The 17,057-nt window shown below is 56.6% G+C and carries 17 protein-coding genes; 3 read left to right on the top strand and 14 right to left on the bottom strand.

Features of this window, described 5'->3' with window-relative positions:
• Positions 1-373 precede the first annotated feature (373 nt).
• From phnK to ACJTMZ_RS21455, 12 genes are all read right to left on the bottom strand, one after another.
• A complete protein-coding gene (phnK, locus tag ACJTMZ_RS21400; RefSeq protein WP_015570221.1) occupies positions 374-1,129 on the bottom strand; it encodes a phosphonate C-P lyase system protein PhnK in 756 nt (251 codons plus the stop codon).
• Positions 1,126-1,971: an alpha-D-ribose 1-methylphosphonate 5-phosphate C-P-lyase PhnJ gene (gene phnJ / locus ACJTMZ_RS21405; RefSeq protein WP_006810438.1), complete on the bottom strand. Its 846-nt coding sequence runs from the start codon at positions 1,969-1,971 to the stop codon at positions 1,126-1,128. The genes phnK and phnJ overlap by 4 nt, the downstream gene beginning before the upstream one ends.
• On the bottom strand, positions 1,964-3,028 hold the full coding sequence (locus tag ACJTMZ_RS21410; RefSeq protein WP_015570222.1) for a carbon-phosphorus lyase complex subunit PhnI: 1,065 nt from the start codon (positions 3,026-3,028) through the stop codon (positions 1,964-1,966). The genes phnJ and ACJTMZ_RS21410 overlap by 8 nt, the downstream gene beginning before the upstream one ends.
• Positions 3,028-3,612, bottom strand: a complete 585-nt coding sequence (phnH, locus tag ACJTMZ_RS21415; RefSeq protein WP_003860219.1) for a phosphonate C-P lyase system protein PhnH — start codon at positions 3,610-3,612, stop codon at positions 3,028-3,030. The genes ACJTMZ_RS21410 and phnH overlap by 1 nt, the downstream gene beginning before the upstream one ends.
• Positions 3,609-4,061: a phosphonate C-P lyase system protein PhnG gene (gene phnG / locus ACJTMZ_RS21420; protein ID WP_252011153.1), complete on the bottom strand. Its 453-nt coding sequence runs from the start codon at positions 4,059-4,061 to the stop codon at positions 3,609-3,611. Before phnG ends, phnH begins: the two co-directional genes overlap by 4 nt.
• Positions 4,062-4,787, bottom strand: a complete 726-nt coding sequence (gene phnF / locus ACJTMZ_RS21425) for a phosphonate metabolism transcriptional regulator PhnF (RefSeq protein WP_006810434.1) — start codon at positions 4,785-4,787, stop codon at positions 4,062-4,064.
• A 20-nt stretch (positions 4,788-4,807) separates the two neighbouring features.
• The gene (gene phnE, locus ACJTMZ_RS21430) at positions 4,808-5,587 is read right to left on the bottom strand and encodes a phosphonate ABC transporter, permease protein PhnE (protein ID WP_032620758.1); all 780 of its coding nucleotides are present in this window, start codon (positions 5,585-5,587) and stop codon (positions 4,808-4,810) included.
• A 158-nt stretch (positions 5,588-5,745) separates the two neighbouring features.
• The gene (locus ACJTMZ_RS21435; RefSeq protein ID WP_408626976.1) at positions 5,746-5,880 is read right to left on the bottom strand and encodes a hypothetical protein; all 135 of its coding nucleotides are present in this window, start codon (positions 5,878-5,880) and stop codon (positions 5,746-5,748) included.
• Positions 5,870-6,868 carry a phosphonate ABC transporter substrate-binding protein gene (phnD, locus tag ACJTMZ_RS21440; protein WP_408626977.1) on the bottom strand — a complete coding sequence of 333 codons (999 nt, stop codon included), beginning with the start codon at positions 6,866-6,868 and terminating at the stop codon, positions 5,870-5,872. The genes ACJTMZ_RS21435 and phnD overlap by 11 nt, the downstream gene beginning before the upstream one ends.
• Before the next feature lie 23 nt (positions 6,869-6,891).
• Positions 6,892-7,680: a phosphonate ABC transporter ATP-binding protein gene (gene phnC / locus ACJTMZ_RS21445; RefSeq protein WP_015570226.1), complete on the bottom strand. Its 789-nt coding sequence runs from the start codon at positions 7,678-7,680 to the stop codon at positions 6,892-6,894.
• Between the two features lie 173 nt (positions 7,681-7,853).
• The gene (gene yjdN, locus ACJTMZ_RS21450; protein ID WP_003860208.1) at positions 7,854-8,285 is read right to left on the bottom strand and encodes a VOC family metalloprotein YjdN; all 432 of its coding nucleotides are present in this window, start codon (positions 8,283-8,285) and stop codon (positions 7,854-7,856) included.
• A gap of 80 nt (positions 8,286-8,365) precedes the next feature.
• On the bottom strand, positions 8,366-8,701 hold the full coding sequence (locus tag ACJTMZ_RS21455) for a zinc ribbon domain-containing protein YjdM (protein WP_003860206.1): 336 nt from the start codon (positions 8,699-8,701) through the stop codon (positions 8,366-8,368).
• Between the two features lie 591 nt (positions 8,702-9,292).
• Between ACJTMZ_RS21455 and crfC the strand changes: the two genes are divergently transcribed.
• Both crfC and ACJTMZ_RS21465 read left to right on the top strand, forming a co-directional pair.
• Positions 9,293-11,647 carry a clamp-binding protein CrfC gene (crfC, locus tag ACJTMZ_RS21460; protein WP_015570228.1) on the top strand — a complete coding sequence of 785 codons (2,355 nt, stop codon included), beginning with the start codon at positions 9,293-9,295 and terminating at the stop codon, positions 11,645-11,647.
• Positions 11,644-12,522 carry a diguanylate cyclase regulator RdcB family protein gene (locus tag ACJTMZ_RS21465; RefSeq protein WP_015570229.1) on the top strand — a complete coding sequence of 293 codons (879 nt, stop codon included), beginning with the start codon at positions 11,644-11,646 and terminating at the stop codon, positions 12,520-12,522. Before crfC ends, ACJTMZ_RS21465 begins: the two co-directional genes overlap by 4 nt.
• A 33-nt stretch (positions 12,523-12,555) precedes the next feature.
• Here ACJTMZ_RS21465 and kdgT read toward each other — a convergent pair whose 3' ends face one another.
• The gene (gene kdgT / locus ACJTMZ_RS21470) at positions 12,556-13,548 is read right to left on the bottom strand and encodes a 2-keto-3-deoxygluconate transporter (protein WP_017694692.1); all 993 of its coding nucleotides are present in this window, start codon (positions 13,546-13,548) and stop codon (positions 12,556-12,558) included.
• Positions 13,549-14,194: 646 nt separating this feature from the next.
• On the opposite strand from kdgT, the gene proP reads away from it, so the two are divergent.
• A complete protein-coding gene (gene proP, locus ACJTMZ_RS21475) occupies positions 14,195-15,697 on the top strand; it encodes a glycine betaine/L-proline transporter ProP (RefSeq protein WP_015570231.1) in 1,503 nt (500 codons plus the stop codon).
• A gap of 33 nt (positions 15,698-15,730) precedes the next feature.
• Here proP and ACJTMZ_RS21480 read toward each other — a convergent pair whose 3' ends face one another.
• Positions 15,731-16,684 carry a nickel/cobalt transporter gene (locus tag ACJTMZ_RS21480; RefSeq protein WP_015570232.1) on the bottom strand — a complete coding sequence of 318 codons (954 nt, stop codon included), beginning with the start codon at positions 16,682-16,684 and terminating at the stop codon, positions 15,731-15,733.
• Positions 16,685-17,057 lie beyond the last annotated feature (373 nt).

The following is a 17,057-nucleotide window of genomic DNA, read 5'->3' on the forward strand; positions in this document are numbered from 1 at the left end:
TTCGCCTTACCCGGCCTACGGGTGCGGTGTTCGTTTTGCCGGGTGGCGGCTTCGCCTTACCCGGCCTACGGGTGCGGTGTTCGTTTTGCCGGGTGGCGGCTTCGCCTTACCCGGCCTACGGGTGCGGTGTTCGTTTTGCCGGGTGGCGGCTTCGCCTTACCCGGCCTACGGGTGCGGTGTTCGTTTTGCCGGGTGGCGGCTTCGCCTTACCCGGCCTACGGGTGCGGTGTTCGTTTTGCCGGGTGGCGGCTTCGCCTTACCCGGCCTACGGGTGCGGTGTTCGTTTTGCCGGGTGGCGGCTTCGCCTTACCCGGCCTACAAGGTGCGGTGTTCGTAGGCCGGGTAAGCGCAGCGCCACCCGGCAACCGCGCCCTCAGTTCTGCAATACGGACGACACCAGCAGCTGGGTATACGGATGATGGGGATCGTCGAGCACGCGGTCGGTTAACCCACTTTCCACCACCTGACCCTGCTTCATCACCAGCAAGCGGTCTGCCAGCAGGCGCGCGACGCCTAAATCGTGGGTGACAATCACCACCGCCAGGTTTAGCTCCACCACCAGGCCGCGCAGCAGGTCGAGCAGGCGAGCCTGTACAGAGACGTCCAGCCCGCCGGTCGGTTCATCCATAAACACCAGCTTCGGATGGGTGACGAGATTGCGGGCAATCTGTAAACGCTGCTGCATGCCGCCGGAGAAGGTGGTCGGCAGGTCGTCGATGCGCGAGGCGGGAATTTCAACCTCTTCCAGCCAGTGCTGCGCCGTGGCGCGGATGTTGCCGTAGTGGCGCGCGCCGGTGGCCATCAGCCGTTCGCCGATGTTGCCCCCCGCCGACACCTGGCGGCGCAGGCCATCCATCGGGTGCTGGTGCACCACGCCCCACTCGGTGCGCAGCAGGCGGCGGCGATCGGCTTCACTCATGCCATACAGCGACACGCCCTCATACAAAATGTCGCCATTCTGCGGCGTCAGGCGCGCGGAGATGGACTTCAGCAGGGTGGTTTTACCGGAGCCGGACTCGCCGACAATGCCCAGCACTTCGCCCGGCCACAGCTCAAACGACACGTCGCTAAAGCCTTTGCCCGGCGCATAAAGGTGAGTCAGGTTATTAACCGAAAGCAGCGGTTTCATTGGCTGTTCGCCTCGCTCTGTTGGCGGCAGTAATCGGTGTCGGAGCAGACAAACATCCGTTTGCCCGTGTCGTCCAGCACCACTTCATCCAGATAGCTATGCTTCGAACCGCAGATGGCGCACGGCTCGTCCCACTCCTGCACCGTAAACGGGTGATCGTCAAAATCCAGGCTCTCCACACGGGTGTACGGCGGTACGGCGTAGATGCGTTTTTCACGTCCGGCGCCAAAAAGTTGCAGGGCGGGCATCATGTCCATCTTCGGGTTATCGAATTTCGGGATCGGCGACGGGTCCATCACGTAGCGGCCGTTCACCTTCACCGGGTAGGCGTAGGTGGTGGCGATATGGCCGAAGCGGGCGATGTCCTCATACAGTTTGACCTGCATGATCCCGTACTCTTCCAGGGCGTGCATGGTGCGGGTTTCGGTTTCCCGCGGCTCAATAAAACGCAGCGGCTCCGGGATCGGCACCTGGAAAATCAAAATCTGATCTTCAGTCAGCGGGGTCTCCGGAATGCGGTGACGGGTCTGGATCAGCGTCGCGTCTTCGGTTTTTTCGGTAGTATTAACGCCCGTTACGCGCTTAAAGAAGTTGCGGATCGACACGGCGTTGGTGGTGTCGTCTGCCCCCTGGTCGATGACCTTAAGCACGTCCGCTTCGCCGATCACGCTGGCGGTGATCTGAATACCGCCCGTGCCCCAGCCGTAGGGCATTGGCATTTCGCGGCCGCCGAATGGCACCTGGTAGCCGGGGATCGCCACTGCCTTAAGGATGGCGCGGCGGATCATGCGTTTAGTTTGTTCGTCCAGATAGGCAAAGTTGTAGCCGCTTAAGTTAGCCATTGGCGCGCTCCCGTTGCAGGCGTTTCAGCAGTTCCAGTTCGGCCTGGAAATCGACGTAGTGCGGCAGCTTGAGGTGCGAGACAAAGCCGGCGGCCTCAACGTTATCCGCGTGGGCCAGCACGAACTCTTCGTCCTGTGCCGGGCCTGCAATATGCTCGCCGTAGTCCGGCGCCTGGAGCGCACGGTCAACCAGCGCCATCGCCATCGCCTTGCGCTCGCTCAGGCCATACACCAGCCCGTAGCCGCGGGTAAAGTGCGGATCTTCATTCTCTGGCGCGACAAAACCGTTGACCATTTCGCACTCGGTCATCAGCAGTTCGCCGATGTTCACCGCAAAACCCAGCTCTTCCGGCACGATTTCAATGTCGATATAACCGCTGCGGATCTCTGCCGCGAAGGGGTGGTTGCGCCCATAGCCGCGCTGAGTGGAGTAGGCCAGCGCCAGCAGATACCCTTCGTCACCGCGCATCAGCTGTTGCAGGCGGGACGAGCGCGAACAGGGATAGACCGGCGGCGTGCGGGTGATGTCATCCGGTGTGCTGCCGGTGTCCTCCTCCGCCTTCGCCAGCCCCTGGTTTGCCAGCAGGCTAAAGACGTGCGGGGAGGCGTCTTGTTCAGCGTCAGAGACGCTGAGCTGCGGTGTTTCACCGTTCGCCAGCAGAGTGAAGTCCAGCAGGCGATGGGTGTAGTCGTAGGTCGGACCAAGCAGCTGGCCGCCAGGAATATCTTTGTACACCGCAGAAATACGGCGCTCTAATCGCATTTCCGCCGTATTCACCGGCTCGCTAACCGCCAGCTTCGCAAGCGTAGTGCGGTAAGCGCGCAGCAGGAAGATGGCTTCCACGTTATCGCCGCTGGCCTGTTTCAGCGCCAGCGCCGCCAGTTCGCGGTCCGCGATGCCGCCTTCGGTCATCACGCGGTCGACGGCCAGGTTTAACTGCTGTTCAATCTGGGCGACGCTCAGCTCGGGAAGGGCGTCATCCCCCCGGCGTCTGTGCGCCTGCAAGGCATGGGCGGCGGCGATCGCCTTCTCGCCCCCTTTGACGGCAACGTACATCAGCACACCTCCACGTGAGTGGTTCTCGGGATCGCCAGCAGGCGCTCGCCGCAGGTCAGGATCAGGTCGATACCGAGCGGGAACGGATGCGGGCGCTCGGTCAGCTCATGAATGATGCACTCCGGCAGCTGGGGGGCGACCATCCGCTCGTCGGCAATCCCTGCACCCGTCAGGCGCAGCATGCGGCCACCGCTCAGGCTGGAGACCTGCAAAATCAGCGTAGCGCTGGTTTCTGGTGCGACGGCGCTGCCTTCGCTCAGGGCGTTAAGCTGTTCGTGGCTGATTTGCTCGTCGGCCACGGCGAAGACCGCCTGCTGGGGCTGCTCGACCAGCGGCGCGTTGGTGTGAAAGCGCAGGTTCTGGCTGGCGATATCGTTCAGCAATGCGCCTGACAGCCATACCGGGGTGTCGTTGTCCGCCAGGGTCAGCAGCACGCTGGTCGAGGCGAGGTTCAGCGGCAGCCAGCCCTGGGAGAGCTGGTGCAGCGAGACAATGACGCCCGGCTCGCTCATGGCTTTCAGCAGGCGACGGAAACTCTGTTGGGCATCCTGGACGGCCAGGGTAAAAGCAGGTTGAAGCGTCATGCGTTGTCTCCGCGAACGAGCGTAAAGAAGTCGACCCGGCTGGTATTCACTTCGGCCTGACGCGCGGCAAGGCGTGCGGCGCGGTCGGCTTCCAGCGGGGCAATAAGGGTTTCCATTAACGTCTGAAAATGCGGCTGTTCCTGTAAAAGCGCGTCGATCGCTGCGCAGCGCTCGGCGTGCGTTTTGTCGCGCCCAAGTACGTAGCTGTAGCCCAGCGTGCCGCTTTTCAGGCGGATCACCGCGCGGGTGAGGGTGGCATCGCCGGCGAAGAAGCGCTCGCCGGTGCCGCCCATGCGTGCCTGGATCTGCACCAGGCCGATCTCCGGCGCGCGGATCGTGTCGTAGTCCGGCGTCAGGCCGAGCGTGCTCATGCGGGCAGCCAGCGCATTAGGCTGGCTGTGGGCCAGCACGCGCATCCAGCGCTGACGAGTGGAGGTGTCGAAGTGCATTCAGTGCTCCATGGTAAATTCAATCATGTCGGCGCGGGTCAGGCTGACGGAGTATTCCGTTGCGTTGACGTCGCCGTCACGGTGGTTGAGGGTGCGCACGCAGAGCAGCGGGGCCATGTTGGGGATCTCCAGCACCTTGCTCTCTTTCGCCTGCGCGCGGCGGGCGCTGATGCGCGTCTGGGTGCGTTTGAGCGCGATACCCGTCGCGTCCTGAAGAAAATCATGCAGGGAACCGCTGGCGAAATGTTGCAGCACGGGCCAGAGGGTGAGGTCCGCGAAGTAGTGGTCGATCTGACAGACCGCCACGCCGTTCACCCGGCGCAACGTGCGCAGGTGAACGACGTTGTCGCCCTCCTGAATCCCCAGCGCGTCCGCCACGTGGCGGGAGGCGGGGCGCAGGACTGACAGCAGCTTTTCGCTGGTGGGGTGGCTGCCCTGATCGAGCAGGTTCTGGCTAAAACGCGCCTGGGCATTGAGCGGGTAGTCGAACGGACGCATCAGCACCAGCACGCCGACGCCCTGACGGCGCTGGACCCAGCCGCGCTCCACCAGTTGATCGATGGCGCGACGCAGGGTGTGGCGATTCACTTCGTAGCGGTCGGCAAGCTGCTGCTCGGCGGGCAGGTAGTCTCCGCAGCGGTAGTGCGTGCGCAGCTCCACTTCGAGCTTTGCCGCAATCTCTTGCCAGCGGGTGGGGTAACTGGTCGGATGTCTGGATAAGTGCATACAAATCAAAGCCTCGCTTCTCAGATGAAGTGCTTACGCAAACGTTGAGAGAGGAAATCCAGCAGGCTGACGGTGACGATGATGAGCACCATCAGGGCGCAGGTTTGCTGGAACTGGAAACCACGAATGGCTTCCCACAGGGTGACGCCAATGCCGCCTGCGCCCACCATGCCGACCACGGTGGCGGAGCGAACGTTGGACTCGAAGCGGTACAGGGAGTAGGAGATGAGCAGCGGCATCACCTGCGGCAGGACGCCGTACAGGATCTCTTCGATTTTGTTCGCTCCGGTTGCGCGGATGCCTTCCACCGGGCCGGGCTCGATGGCTTCAACCGCTTCGGAGAGCAGCTTGGAGAGCACGCCGGTGGTGTGGATGAACAGCGCCATCACGCCCGCGAACGGACCCAGGCCGACGGCGACCACGAACAGCATCGCAAAGACCATTTCGTTGATGGCGCGACAGGCGTCCATCAGGCGACGCATCGGCTGGTAAACCCACCACGGCACGATGTTTTCGGCGCTCATCAGGCCAAACGGAATGGAGAGGATCACGGCGAGGGCGGTGCCCCAGACGGCAATTTGCAGGGTGATCGCCATTTCACCGAGGTAGTCCTGCCACTGGCTGAAGTCCGGCGGGAAGAAGTCGGCGGCGAAGGTCGCCATGTTGCCGGAATCTTTGAAGAGCAGCAGCGGATCCATCTCCGCGCCCTTCCAGGAGATAACGAGCACCGCCAGCAGAACGGCCCAGCTTATGAGCGAGAACCAGCTGCGCTTTGGCGGCGGGAGGGTGATGGTTTGCATGTTTTACTCCGTGGCTCTTTGTGTGCCGGATGGCGCTACGCTTATCCGGCCTACGATCTGTTCTCCCTCTCCCTGTGGGAGAGGGCCGGGGTGAGGGCATCAGCGTGCTCATTTCCCCCTCACCCTAACCCTCTCCCTCAAGGGAGAGGGGACGTAAGTTACTGCACCGCTTTATTCACGCTGGTCATGGCGCCGAGCGCGGCGGTCAGGCGGTCGAGATCGTCCAGTTGCGCCTGAATTTCCGACACTTTGCTGGTCTTCTCTTCTTCCTTCAGACCCTTGTTATCCTTCACGCCCTGCATCTGNGGCGGTCAGGCGGTCGAGATCGTCCAGTTGCGCCTGAATTTCCGACACTTTGCTGGTCTTCTCTTCTTCCTTCAGACCCTTGTTATCCTTCACGCCCTGCATCTGCTTGAACAGCGCCAGCTGGCGAATCGGCACCAGCTGCAAATCGCTGGACGCGCGGAACGGCGCCCAGCCCAGACGCGCCAGAACCGCTTTCTCTTCCGGCGTTTTGCCGTAGTTCATAAAGAAGTCGTAGACCTTGTCCTTGGTGCTCTCGGAGAGGTTTTTGCGCCACACGATCGGGTCGCCCGGGATCAGCGGCGATTTCCAGATAACCTTGATTTCCTTCAGCTTGTCCGGCGCGGAGGTCTTCAGCTTGTCGAGGTTTTCAGTGTTGTTGGTGGCGACGTCAACCTGCTTATTCGCCACGGCCAGGGCGTTGGTTTCGTGGCTGGCGTTGACCGTGCGCTTAAAGTCGCTGGCGGAGACGTTGTTTTTCGCGAAGACGTAGTAGCCAGGGACGAGGAAGCCGGAAGTGGAGTTCGGGTCGCCGTTACCAAAGGTCAGCTCTTTGCGTTTGGCGAGCATGTCGTTGAGATTGTTGATCGGGCTGTCTTTGTTAACGATGAGCACGCTCCAGTAGCCCGGGGAGCCGTCTGCCGCAACGGTCTGGGCGAAGACCTGGCCGTTCGCGCGATCTACCGCTTCCATAGCAGAGAGGTTGCCATACCAGGCGATGTCGACTTTGTTGAAGCGCATTCCCTGAATGATGCCCGCGTAGTCCGGGGCGAAGAAGGCGTTTACTTTGATCCCCAGTTTGGTTTCCATATCTTTCAGGAACGGTTCCCACTGCGGCTTCAGGTTTTGCTGTGATTCCGTTGAAATGATGCCAAAGTTCAGCGCTTTTTCTTGTTCCTCAGCGTAAGCAGGGCTTAGCAGGGTGCTGATGCTGAACATGCTGGTGAAGGCCAGCGCGGCAACGGCTTTGTAGTTCATGTCCATTCCTCGTTATGGGGACGTTAAGCAGCCTGCGCGCGTTCTTCGACGCGGTTTACGCTGCGGTAGAGATGATCGAAACGTTCGTTATCAAACTGGTGGCTTGCGCCATCGAAGAACACATGGCCCTGACGCAGGGCGACGATGCGCTCGCAGTAGCGCAGGGCGTAATCCACCTGATGCAGCGTCACCACCACGGTGATGCCGTCGTTCTGGTTGATGTCGCGCAGGGTTTCCATCACGATGCGGGCCGATTCCGGGTCCAGCGAGGCGATAGGTTCATCGGCCAGAATGATTTTGGCTTTCTGCATCAGGGCGCGGGCGATGGCGACGCGCTGCTGCTGTCCGCCGGAGAGCGTGGAGACGCGCTGGTGGGCGAAATGCGCCATGCCGACGCGGGTCAGCGCCTGTAGGGCTTCTTGCTTCTGGGATGGGGAGAACCAGCGCAGGCAGGTGCGCCAGAACGGGGTGCTGCCGAGCGCGCCAATCAGCACGTTCTCGAGCACGGTCAGGCGGTTCACCAGGTTGAACTGCTGAAAGATATAGCCCGTCTGAGCGCGGCTTTTGCGGATATCGCTTGCCAGACGCCCCGCGCGCTGCACGGTGTTACCCAGCAGCTCGACGTGGCTTTCCGGCGTTTTGTCACAGGTAATCAGGCCGCTCAAGTGACGAAGAAGGGTGGATTTACCTGAACCAGACGGCCCCAACAGCGCCACCATTTCGCCCTGCTGGACGGTCAGATCAACGGCATGCAGCGCCTTGTTGTGATGGAAGGTTTTGCTCAGTTTCTCGACGCGAATGACAGTTTGCATGTGCCGGGCCTCACGATAAATGTGGCCTCATGCTGGCGCATCAATATGACATTCAGGTTAAGTGTTGGTTGCGGGAGTTTGAAGAGTTGAGGGGAGTTTGATGACAATCACCGCAGGCCCGGTCAGCGCAGCGTCTCCGGGCGCTGTTGCCGGATGCGCTGCGCTTATGTGGCCTACGATTTAACGACGTTAATCATCCACGGCACGCCGTATTTATCGGTGACTTTCCCGAATCCGTGCGCCCAGAAAGTCTCCTGCCAGGCCATTTCGACATTGCCGCCATCAGAGAGGTTGTCGAACCAGCGTTTGCCTTCATCCACGTCCTGCGTGTCGAGCACCAGCGTAAATCCGGCGTACTGCGTGCTGCTACCGGGTGGCAGACCATCGCTCATCATGATATCGCTGCCGGCAATGCGGACATTAGAGTGGGCGATGGCGGTATCCGGGAAGTTCATGCCTGACGGACAGCCTTCTTCGCTGTTTTCGTCTTTGGGCATTTCGCCGAAGGTGATTTTGTAGAGGAGTTCTGCGCCGACGGCCTGCTGATAGAAGGCGGTCGCCTCCGCACAGTTGCCGGCGAAAGAGATGTAGGGACTTAACGGCATAATCTTTACCTCACGTAAGAAAAGCCCATTAAGTGTAGTTGCGGGTGGCCCGGTAAGCGAAGCGCCACCGGGCAGGTCAATCAGTTCTTTTTCACGAACTCAGATTTCAGTTTCATCGGACCGAAGCCGTCAATTTTGCAGTCGATATTATGATCGCCTTCAACCAGACGGATATTTTTGACTTTAGTGCCGATCTTCAGCATGGAGGAACTGCCTTTTACCTTCAGATCTTTCACAACGGTAACGCTGTCGCCGTCTGCCAGCAGGTTGCCGTTCGCGTCTTTCACGATCAGCGCATCGCTGTCCTGTGCAGGCTCCGCATCGTTCCATTCATGGGCGCATTCCGGGCAAACGAACATGCCATTGTCTTCATAGGTGTATTCAGAATTGCATTTCGGGCAGTGTGGAAGTTGCATGTTGGTATCCTCAAAAGTGTTAACACGCTGGAAAACGCCAGCTAAATGACGGCATTGTGCCGAAAAAGGCAGCGAGTATAACGCAAATCCCCACTTTTGTCGGTGATATTGTTTTATAAAAATAGCGCATAAATGCGTAAGCGATGACACGAACTGTCAGTGAATTAAGGGAAGCTTAAGCCCTGAACGGCAGAGATCGTAATCATGCTAAATGTATCGAATATTTTATTACAGCAAATTGCTACGCTGTGCCATTTCGGATAAGGTGAAGGAACAAGCCGTTATTTATCTATCCTCTTCTGACGCCATACATCTTTTGGCGCCAGGGAATACCTCTCTTTTTTGGTGGGTAAATAACGATGATATATCCTGATGTTTCCTGAAAATGCGTTTTGTCTATTCACTTTTGGCTTTCTGGCCAGGGGATGTTTTACACGTATTACGAGGGTGGTTTTTAAATTCTCATTATCTTCAGTTAGTTGTATTAAATGAACATGTTTTCCATACGTGATCATATAAGCCTGAAAAGTATAATTAAAACATCGTGGCTTAATAAAAGTAATAAATTTGCGTTAAGGGAAGGCTTTTATCATGCACACACAGACCATATTTGAATTAAGCCAGGAAGCTGAACGATTGTTACAGCTCGCTCTGAACAATCTTGATTCATTAAAATCTATGCCGATTGCAAAGCTGGATAGCACAGCCGCTGCGATGAGCGGCGTTAATAACAACGTTTTGCCGTTACATTTTAGCGCACGGGGTGTCGACGCTCAGCAGGCGATGCTGAATAACGAATTACGCAAAATAACCCGCCTCGAAATGGTGCTGGCGATTGTGGGTACCATGAAAGCGGGAAAATCGACCACCATTAATGCGATTGTGGGCACGGAAGTGCTGCCGAACCGCAATCGTCCGATGACGGCACTTCCCACGCTGATCCGCCATACGCCGGGCCAGAAGGAGCCGGTGCTGCATTTTTTGCACGTTTCGCCCATCGATACCCTGATTACCCAGTTGCAGAAAAAACTGTGCGATAAAGATCGCGGCAAGCTGGCGCGGCGTCTGGAAATCGACAAGGACATGAATACGCTGCTGGAGCGCATAGAAAGAGGTGAGGCGTTTGAAAAACATCACCTGGGCGCGGAGCCCATCTTTCATTGTCTGAAAAGCCTGAACGATCTGGTGCGGCTGTCTCAGGCGCTGGGCGTGGAGTTTCCGTTCTCTGAGTATGCCGCGATAGAACATATTCCGGTGATTGAGGTGGAGTTTGTGCATCTCGCCGGTCTGGATGCGCACCTGGGGCAACTGACGCTGCTCGACACGCCGGGGCCGAACGAGGCCGGTCAGCCGCACCTGCAAAAAATGCTCAGCGAGCAGCTGGCGCGCGCCTCCGCCGTGCTGGCGGTGATGGACTATACACAGCTTAAATCTATTTCTGATGCGGAGGTTCGTCAGGCAATTTCGGCTGCCGGGAAATCCGTGCCGCTTTACGCCCTGGTCAACAAATTCGATCAGAAAGATCGTAACAGCGACGATGAAGAGCAGGTGCGGGCGATGATTTCCGGCACGCTGATGAAAGGAAATATTTCTCCGGGGCAAATTTATCCGGTCTCTTCCATGTGGGCCTATCTGGCAAACCGCGCCCGCTATGAGATGAACGTTCATGGGCGCCTTCCCGATCATCAGGATCAGCGTTGGGTACAGGATTTTGCCGAGGCCGCGCTGGGCCGCCGCTGGCGAACGGCCGACCTGGACGATATTGACCATATTCGCCATGCGGCGGATCTGCTGTGGGAGGATTCGCTGTTCGAACAGCCCATCCGCAAACTGATTTACGCGGCTTACGCCAACGCCTCGCTGTTCGCTTTGCGGTCGGCATCGCATAAGCTGCTGAACTATGCGCAAAATGCCAGAGAATACCTGGATTTTCGCCATCAGGGACTGACGGTCGCTTTTGATGAGCTGGAGCTGAATATTGCGCGTCTGGAAGAGGATATGACGTTGCTGCGTCAGCGGCAGAGCGTGGTGAGCGATGAGGTCCAGCATGAAGTTGAAGAGGCGCTCAACACAACGGATGCATTCCTGCTTCGCCAGAAAGGTGAACTTCACCAGGCGCTGGGCGACATTTTTAGCCGCCCGTCTATTCTTGATTTAGCAGGGCGCGAGCCATCCAGTTTGCGTGCAGACGACGCGGATGCGATCCAGCAGCTGGTGCTTGACGATGAAGGGCAGGCGCAGATTGTCCTGAGCAAGATCCGATCGTCATGCGAGCAGATTATGCTGAATGCGCAGAGCAGAATTGGCCGGGAGCTGGCGTTACGCTTCGATCAGCTGGAGTCTACGCTCGCCCGATCGTTGAATGAGGCGATGCGACCCATCGAGACGCGAATTAAGGAGCAGCTCAGTCATGCCGGATTTCGGGCGCGGATTAGCTTCCCGGCGTTTCAGGCAAACCAGCTTAATTTCAATACGCGCGGCTTATTTAATGATGCCATTGTGCAGGACACCCCTCCCGCCAGTCAGCCAGCAGGGGCAGGCAGCGTACGTAATACCGTCTCGCGCTGGCTCAATAATCCCGGCTGGGGCTGGGAAGAGTATGTCGTGACGCGCACACGCTATGTCATCGACATCGTTCAGCTTCATGGCAAATTTACGCAACATATCGATCAGTTTTGCGATCAAATACGTAAAGCTTTGGCCGCGCAGGTCGATGTCTCTGTTACGGCAGGTATGGCAACGTTCTTTGCAGAGTTTTCGTTGTGCCTGACCGGGTTACAGGAAAGCTTGCGTGATAGCCTTGCCGTGCGGCAGCAGAATGAACATTCAACCCGGGCGCTTAGCCAGTTGTTGAAGCAAAGTATGACTACTGCGGCGTGGATTCAGGAAGATACCCGACTGTTACGCGATGATATTCAAACCTTATTCGCGGCAGAGCAACCATGACAACACAGCTACTGGACGGTCCCGGGCGGACGCTGGAGTGTATTCATCCAAAATTTATGGTCGATTTGGTCCAGGGGGCGGACGCTGCACGTCACTCCCTCCTGGGGCCACAGCAACTGCAATTTCGTGAGCGTTTGACGCAGGAGATCATTACGCAGACCCGGCTGCGGCCGTGGGCAATGGCGGGAATGCTCAACGAAAATGCAGCGCTGCGGCTGGGTCTGGCGGAGAAACTGGCCGGTATGCTCGACCCCGGACACCTTGCGCTGACCCGTATGTCCGACAGGCTGGTAGCCCTGCGCCAGCAGGTGAATCCACGCCTCCCTCAACCGCCCGGATTGTTGCAACAGTACGAAGAGCTCTCCTCACATTTCAACCAGCGTGCCGCCTATAAAGAGAAAGCGCTCGCGCAGCGCGGCCTTACGGTTCAGGCGGGTGAGCACAGCGAGCAAATTTTTACCCGCTGGCGAGCCGGGCAGTATGACGGCTGGTCGCTGGCTGGCCGCTGCTTTATCGTGCTGGAAGAGTTGCGCTGGGGGGCGTTTGGCGATGCCTGTCGTCTGGCGAATAGCGATGTGGCGGCCATGCTGAAAGATAATCTGCGCAGCATGGCTGCAAACTATCTGGCACAGGGAATTAATGCTTCTCCCACCACCCGGCATTTTTACCATCAGTGGCTGACGACGCCCGCTTCTCCCGGTCTGATTGATTATAAAGATATGCTGGGGTGGCTGGGGGACTGGTGTCAGGCGGATAAACATCCGGTGAGCTGGTCAGTGACGCAGAGCTGGCAAACGGTCGCGCTGGGAATGCCGAGACTCTGTTCGGCAAAACGGCTGGTGGATGGCATGGTGGAAGAGATATTTGGTACGTGATTGCCCCCTCTTTTTAAGGAGGGGGCGAAAGGGTTAGTGGTGCATTTCTACCGCTTCAGGTTCTGTTTGGGACTCAGGCACATGCCCAAAGCGTCTGGCATACAGTGCCGTGATGACAGGGACCAGAATTGCCGTCACAATCACGCTGGCGGCAACCAGAGCCGTGGCGGAAGCGGCCACGGGTTCAAAGGCCGGGTTAATCTGGGCGATAATCACCGGGTTGGCTACCGCAGCGCCTGCGGCCGAAGAGGCGGCCACGCCCGCGGTTCCGTTGCCGCCCCCGATGACGCGGTCTGCAATAATCAGTGGAATACCCGTGATGACGATGACGGCAACACCCAGCACAATGCCCAGCAGGCCGGTTTCCAGAATCACGTTCAGGTTGATGGTATTGCCCAACGCGAAGCCGAAGAACGGGATCAGTACCGGGGTGGCTTTGCTGAAGAAATCACGCAGATCGTGATCGAGGTTGCCCAGCGCAAAACCAATCAGGAACGGCAGGATCGCCCCGACAAAATGGTGTGGTTCAAAAGAGGCAAGGCCGGCAGAACCCAGAATCAACATCGTCATCAGCGGACCCGACTCCAGGGACATCAGCACGAACGCGCCCGATTCTTCTTTGGTGCCATATTGATTCATCAGGCTGGCATAGAGACCGCCGTTGGTCATATCCATTGCTGAGACTATGGCCAGAACGGATAATCCGGCGAAGAAGCCGGTCTGAATTCCATTCTCCGGAATGAACATTGCACAGATCATGGCAACAACCCAGGCGACCGCAATTTTAGTAATGACCAGCGTCCCTGATTTACGTAATACCGTACCTGTTGCACGCAAGTTAATAGATGCGCCGATGCAAAAGAACCAGACTGCCAGAATCGGTACCGTTCCGGTAATCATACCTTTTGTAAAACCGCCAAAATAAGCACCGGTATTCGGGGCTAGCGTATTTAATATCGCGCCAAGTACCAGCGGGACCAGCATCATCCCGCCCGGGATGCGTTCTATTGTTGCTTTAATCTTCATCATTAACCCTCACATCTCGTCCGCGTGGCTGGCGGAAAGCTCAAAAAATAGATCAACAAATTCAAACGATTGCCTTTTTTAGGGCCAATCGATTCGTTATTTATGCTGTAGAGCGAAATTCAGGTGTTCAGCATTCCTTCATTTGAAAGCTGCTGGGATATCGTGTTCGGATTTATCATGCGATCTTTGGAATTATGATTCAACGAAAATAAAACGCTGTTTTAGTTATCTTCGTCACATATTGAATGTAAACAGGATTGCCCACTGTTAATAATTGAATTTTGTGTAAATTCGCTGTGAAGAAATGTGCTTGCATTTTGTTTGGGGAGGAATAATAACGGGCGTTAAGATCTGTTTGATAAGGGGGTTTAGAATGACCTTATTTATCGTGAATTGACAAAAGCTGAAGGCAACTTACGAACAGGAAAAATAAGTGTGAAGTTGATCACATATATAAACGCTGGTAGGGTAAAAAGGTCTTTAACTGCCCAGACAGGCGTCAACAGGTTCGGTTGTATTGAGGTAAAACGTCAATGTAAGTAAACCTGCTACGCTTGAATAAGGAGATTCGCATGGAGCGGGTCTCTGGTTCACAGCTTGTAAAATGCGCTGTGAAACGGACAGGGCTGAGTCTACGAGGAAAGCTATGCTTAGAAGGAAAAAAGTAAAACCCATCACGCTGCGCGATGTCACCATTATTGATGACGCGAAACTGCGCAAAGCGATTACAGCGGCCTCGCTCGGTAATGCGATGGAGTGGTTCGATTTTGGTGTTTACGGCTTTGTGGCCTATGCACTTGGTAAAGTGTTCTTCCCTGGTGCCGATCCCAGCTTGCAGATGATTGCTGCGCTGGGTACGTTCTCCGTTCCCTTCCTGATTCGTCCTCTCGGTGGCCTTTTCTTCGGCATGCTGGGTGATAAATATGGTCGCCAGAAGATCCTGGCTATTACCATTGTCATCATGTCGATAAGTACATTCTGTATCGGCCTTATTCCGTCGTATGCAACTATTGGTATATGGGCGCCGATTCTGCTGTTGATCTGTAAGATGGCGCAGGGCTTCTCCGTTGGTGGCGAATATACCGGCGCATCGATTTTTGTCGCTGAATATTCTCCGGACCGTAAACGTGGCTTTATGGGCAGCTGGCTGGACTTTGGTTCGATTGCCGGTTTTGTCATGGGCGCGGGGGTTGTGGTTCTGATCTCAACCGTAGTGGGTGAAGAGAACTTCCTTGACTGGGGCTGGCGTATTCCGTTCTTCCTGGCGCTGCCGCTGGGCATCATTGGGCTTTATCTGCGTCACGCCCTGGAAGAGACGCCTGCGTTCCAGCAGCACGTTGAAAAGCTGGAGCAGGGTGACCGTGAAGGGTTACAGGATGGCCCGAAAGTGTCGTTCAAGGAGATTGCGACCAAACACTGGCGCAGCCTGCTGACCTGTATTGGTCTGGTGATTTCCACCAACGTGACCTATTACATGCTGTTGACCTACATGCCGAGCTACCTGTCGCATAACCTGCACTACTCGGAAGACCACGGTGTGCTGATTATTATCGCCATCATGGTGGGTATGCTGTTTGTGCAGCCGATTATGGGTCTGCTGAGCGACCGCTTTGGCCGTAAGCCATTCATTATTCTCGGCAGCGTCGCCCTGTTCGCACTGGCAATCCCGGCCTTTATTCTGATTAACAGCAATGTGCTGGGGCTGATTTTCGCCGGTCTGCTGATGCTGGCGGTGATCCTCAACTGCTTCATCGGGGTGATGGCTTCTACGCTGCCGGCAATGTTCCCGACGCATATTCGCTACAGTGCGCTGGCGGCAGCCTTTAATATCTCCGTTCTGATTGCGGGCCTGACGCCGACGCTTGCTGCTTCACTGGTGGAGAGCACGCAGAACCTGATGATGCCTGCTTACTATCTGATGGTCATTGCGGTGATCGGCCTGATTACCGGTATTACCATGAAGGAGACGGCGAATCGTCCGTTGAAAGGGGCAACGCCTGCGGCGTCTGATATTCAGGAAGCGAAAGAGATCCTGCGTGAGCACTACGATAATGTAGAGCAGAAGATTGAAGATATTGACGCAGAGATTGAGGCGCTCCAGACAAAACGCTCTCGCCTTGTCGATCAGCATCCGCGAATTAACGAGTGATAAAAAAACCCGCCGCTGGCGGGTTTTCTTTTATTAGCATCCTGCGGCAATATAGTCGCCGCCGGCGCTGACGGGGATCACCGTCAGGAACAGGATCGTCGCGAACAGTATCAGAACAACCCCTCCGGCAATTTTGACCATCGGCATTACCCAGTTCAGGGACGTGCCGCCGCCAAACCAGGTTACTGTGCGTTCACGCGCGTAACGTACTGCCAGCGACAGCCCCATAATCGACAGCGCCGTGCCCAGCGACATTGTCATCACAGCAGCAATCCCCCAGCTAATAATACCGAGCGCATTCGAGAACATCAGGATCATAATTGCCCCGCTGCACGGGCGTGCGCCAATGGCCAGCACCACGCCCAGACGGGTTTTCCAGTCGCTTTTAGTCAGATCCACCCCTACGCCGTGATGGCAGCAGCCACAGCGTTCATTATGCTGGTGAAGCGGCTTGATGGCGCTAATCGCCATTTTGCGCGGACGCAGGCTGCTGAGCGCCTGATAAATGATAAACGCGCCGAAGACGGCAATCAGCACGGCGCTGATTTTCTCGACGTACCAACGGCTGGTGCTGATATCTCCTGACGCGAGGTTCAATCCAACCGCCAGGATAAAGACAAAGACGATCGCGCTGACGCCCTGCATCATGCTACCGATAAACGGTACGACGCGCGCCGCGAGCTGGCTCTCTTTATTGGTGGTGAGATACGTGGTGACGATAAATTTGCCGTGCCCAGGTCCAACGGCATGGAGTACACCATAAAGAAACGCACCGGTTAACAACCATAGCCCACCGCTGTACTGATGATTATTAAGTTGCAGCAGATACATCACCAGATATCGGTGCAGGGTGATCTGGGTGGCGAGGCACCACTGAATAAAAGCATTCCAGTGCGTATGCAGTGCAAAACCTGCCATAAGTAACACCAGCACGGCGAGCCCGGCGGTTGGGATACGCCAGTCACGTTGAAGTCGTTGTGTCGTCATGAGGTTGGCCCGCGAGAGAAATATTTGCCGCTAGTATAGTGTTCAAATCGCTGGATCACACCGGGATCATCAATAGATTGTGGATAAGTCTGTGCGTAAAAAGGTATAAGGCGGGGTTTTGCTGGGGAATACAGCAGTCAGTCATTTTTTTGCAACTTTTCTGTTGCGGTCGCTCGGGAACTCCCTATAATGCGCCTCCATCGACACGGCGGATGTGAATCACTTCACAGATAACCCGGTCGGCTGAAGAGAAAAAATCCTGAAATAACGGGTTGACTCTGAAAGAGGAAAGCGTAATATACGCCACCTCGCGACAGAGCGCTGAAGCGCGTCGCAACTGCTCTTTAACAATTTATCAGACAATCTGTGTGGG

It is taken from the genome of Enterobacter sp. DN, from assembly GCF_046054285.1.
Taxonomy (GTDB): Bacteria; Pseudomonadota; Gammaproteobacteria; order Enterobacterales; family Enterobacteriaceae; genus Enterobacter; species Enterobacter hormaechei_C.

What these genes read in the sequence shown, in the direction of transcription:
- proP (WP_015570231.1), top strand. Translation starts at nt 14,195, where the DNA reads ATGCTTAGAAGGAAAAAAGTAAAACCCATCACGCTGCGCGATGTCACC.
- phnF (WP_006810434.1), bottom strand. Translation starts at nt 4,787, where the DNA reads ATGCACTTATCCAGACATCCGACCAGTTACCCCACCCGCTGGCAAGAG.
- phnG (WP_252011153.1), bottom strand. Translation starts at nt 4,061, where the DNA reads ATGCACTTCGACACCTCCACTCGTCAGCGCTGGATGCGCGTGCTGGCC.
- kdgT (WP_017694692.1), bottom strand. Translation starts at nt 13,548, where the DNA reads ATGAAGATTAAAGCAACAATAGAACGCATCCCGGGCGGGATGATGCTG.
- ACJTMZ_RS21480 (WP_015570232.1), bottom strand. Translation starts at nt 16,684, where the DNA reads ATGACGACACAACGACTTCAACGTGACTGGCGTATCCCAACCGCCGGG.
- phnC (WP_015570226.1), bottom strand. Translation starts at nt 7,680, where the DNA reads ATGCAAACTGTCATTCGCGTCGAGAAACTGAGCAAAACCTTCCATCAC.
- phnH (WP_003860219.1), bottom strand. Translation starts at nt 3,612, where the DNA reads ATGACGCTTCAACCTGCTTTTACCCTGGCCGTCCAGGATGCCCAACAG.
- ACJTMZ_RS21465 (WP_015570229.1), top strand. Translation starts at nt 11,644, where the DNA reads ATGACAACACAGCTACTGGACGGTCCCGGGCGGACGCTGGAGTGTATT.
- ACJTMZ_RS21410 (WP_015570222.1), bottom strand. Translation starts at nt 3,028, where the DNA reads ATGTACGTTGCCGTCAAAGGGGGCGAGAAGGCGATCGCCGCCGCCCAT.
- ACJTMZ_RS21455 (WP_003860206.1), bottom strand. Translation starts at nt 8,701, where the DNA reads ATGCAACTTCCACACTGCCCGAAATGCAATTCTGAATACACCTATGAA.
- phnK (WP_015570221.1), bottom strand. Translation starts at nt 1,129, where the DNA reads ATGAAACCGCTGCTTTCGGTTAATAACCTGACTCACCTTTATGCGCCG.
- yjdN (WP_003860208.1), bottom strand. Translation starts at nt 8,285, where the DNA reads ATGCCGTTAAGTCCCTACATCTCTTTCGCCGGCAACTGTGCGGAGGCG.
- crfC (WP_015570228.1), top strand. Translation starts at nt 9,293, where the DNA reads ATGCACACACAGACCATATTTGAATTAAGCCAGGAAGCTGAACGATTG.
- phnE (WP_032620758.1), bottom strand. Translation starts at nt 5,587, where the DNA reads ATGCAAACCATCACCCTCCCGCCGCCAAAGCGCAGCTGGTTCTCGCTC.
- phnJ (WP_006810438.1), bottom strand. Translation starts at nt 1,971, where the DNA reads ATGGCTAACTTAAGCGGCTACAACTTTGCCTATCTGGACGAACAAACT.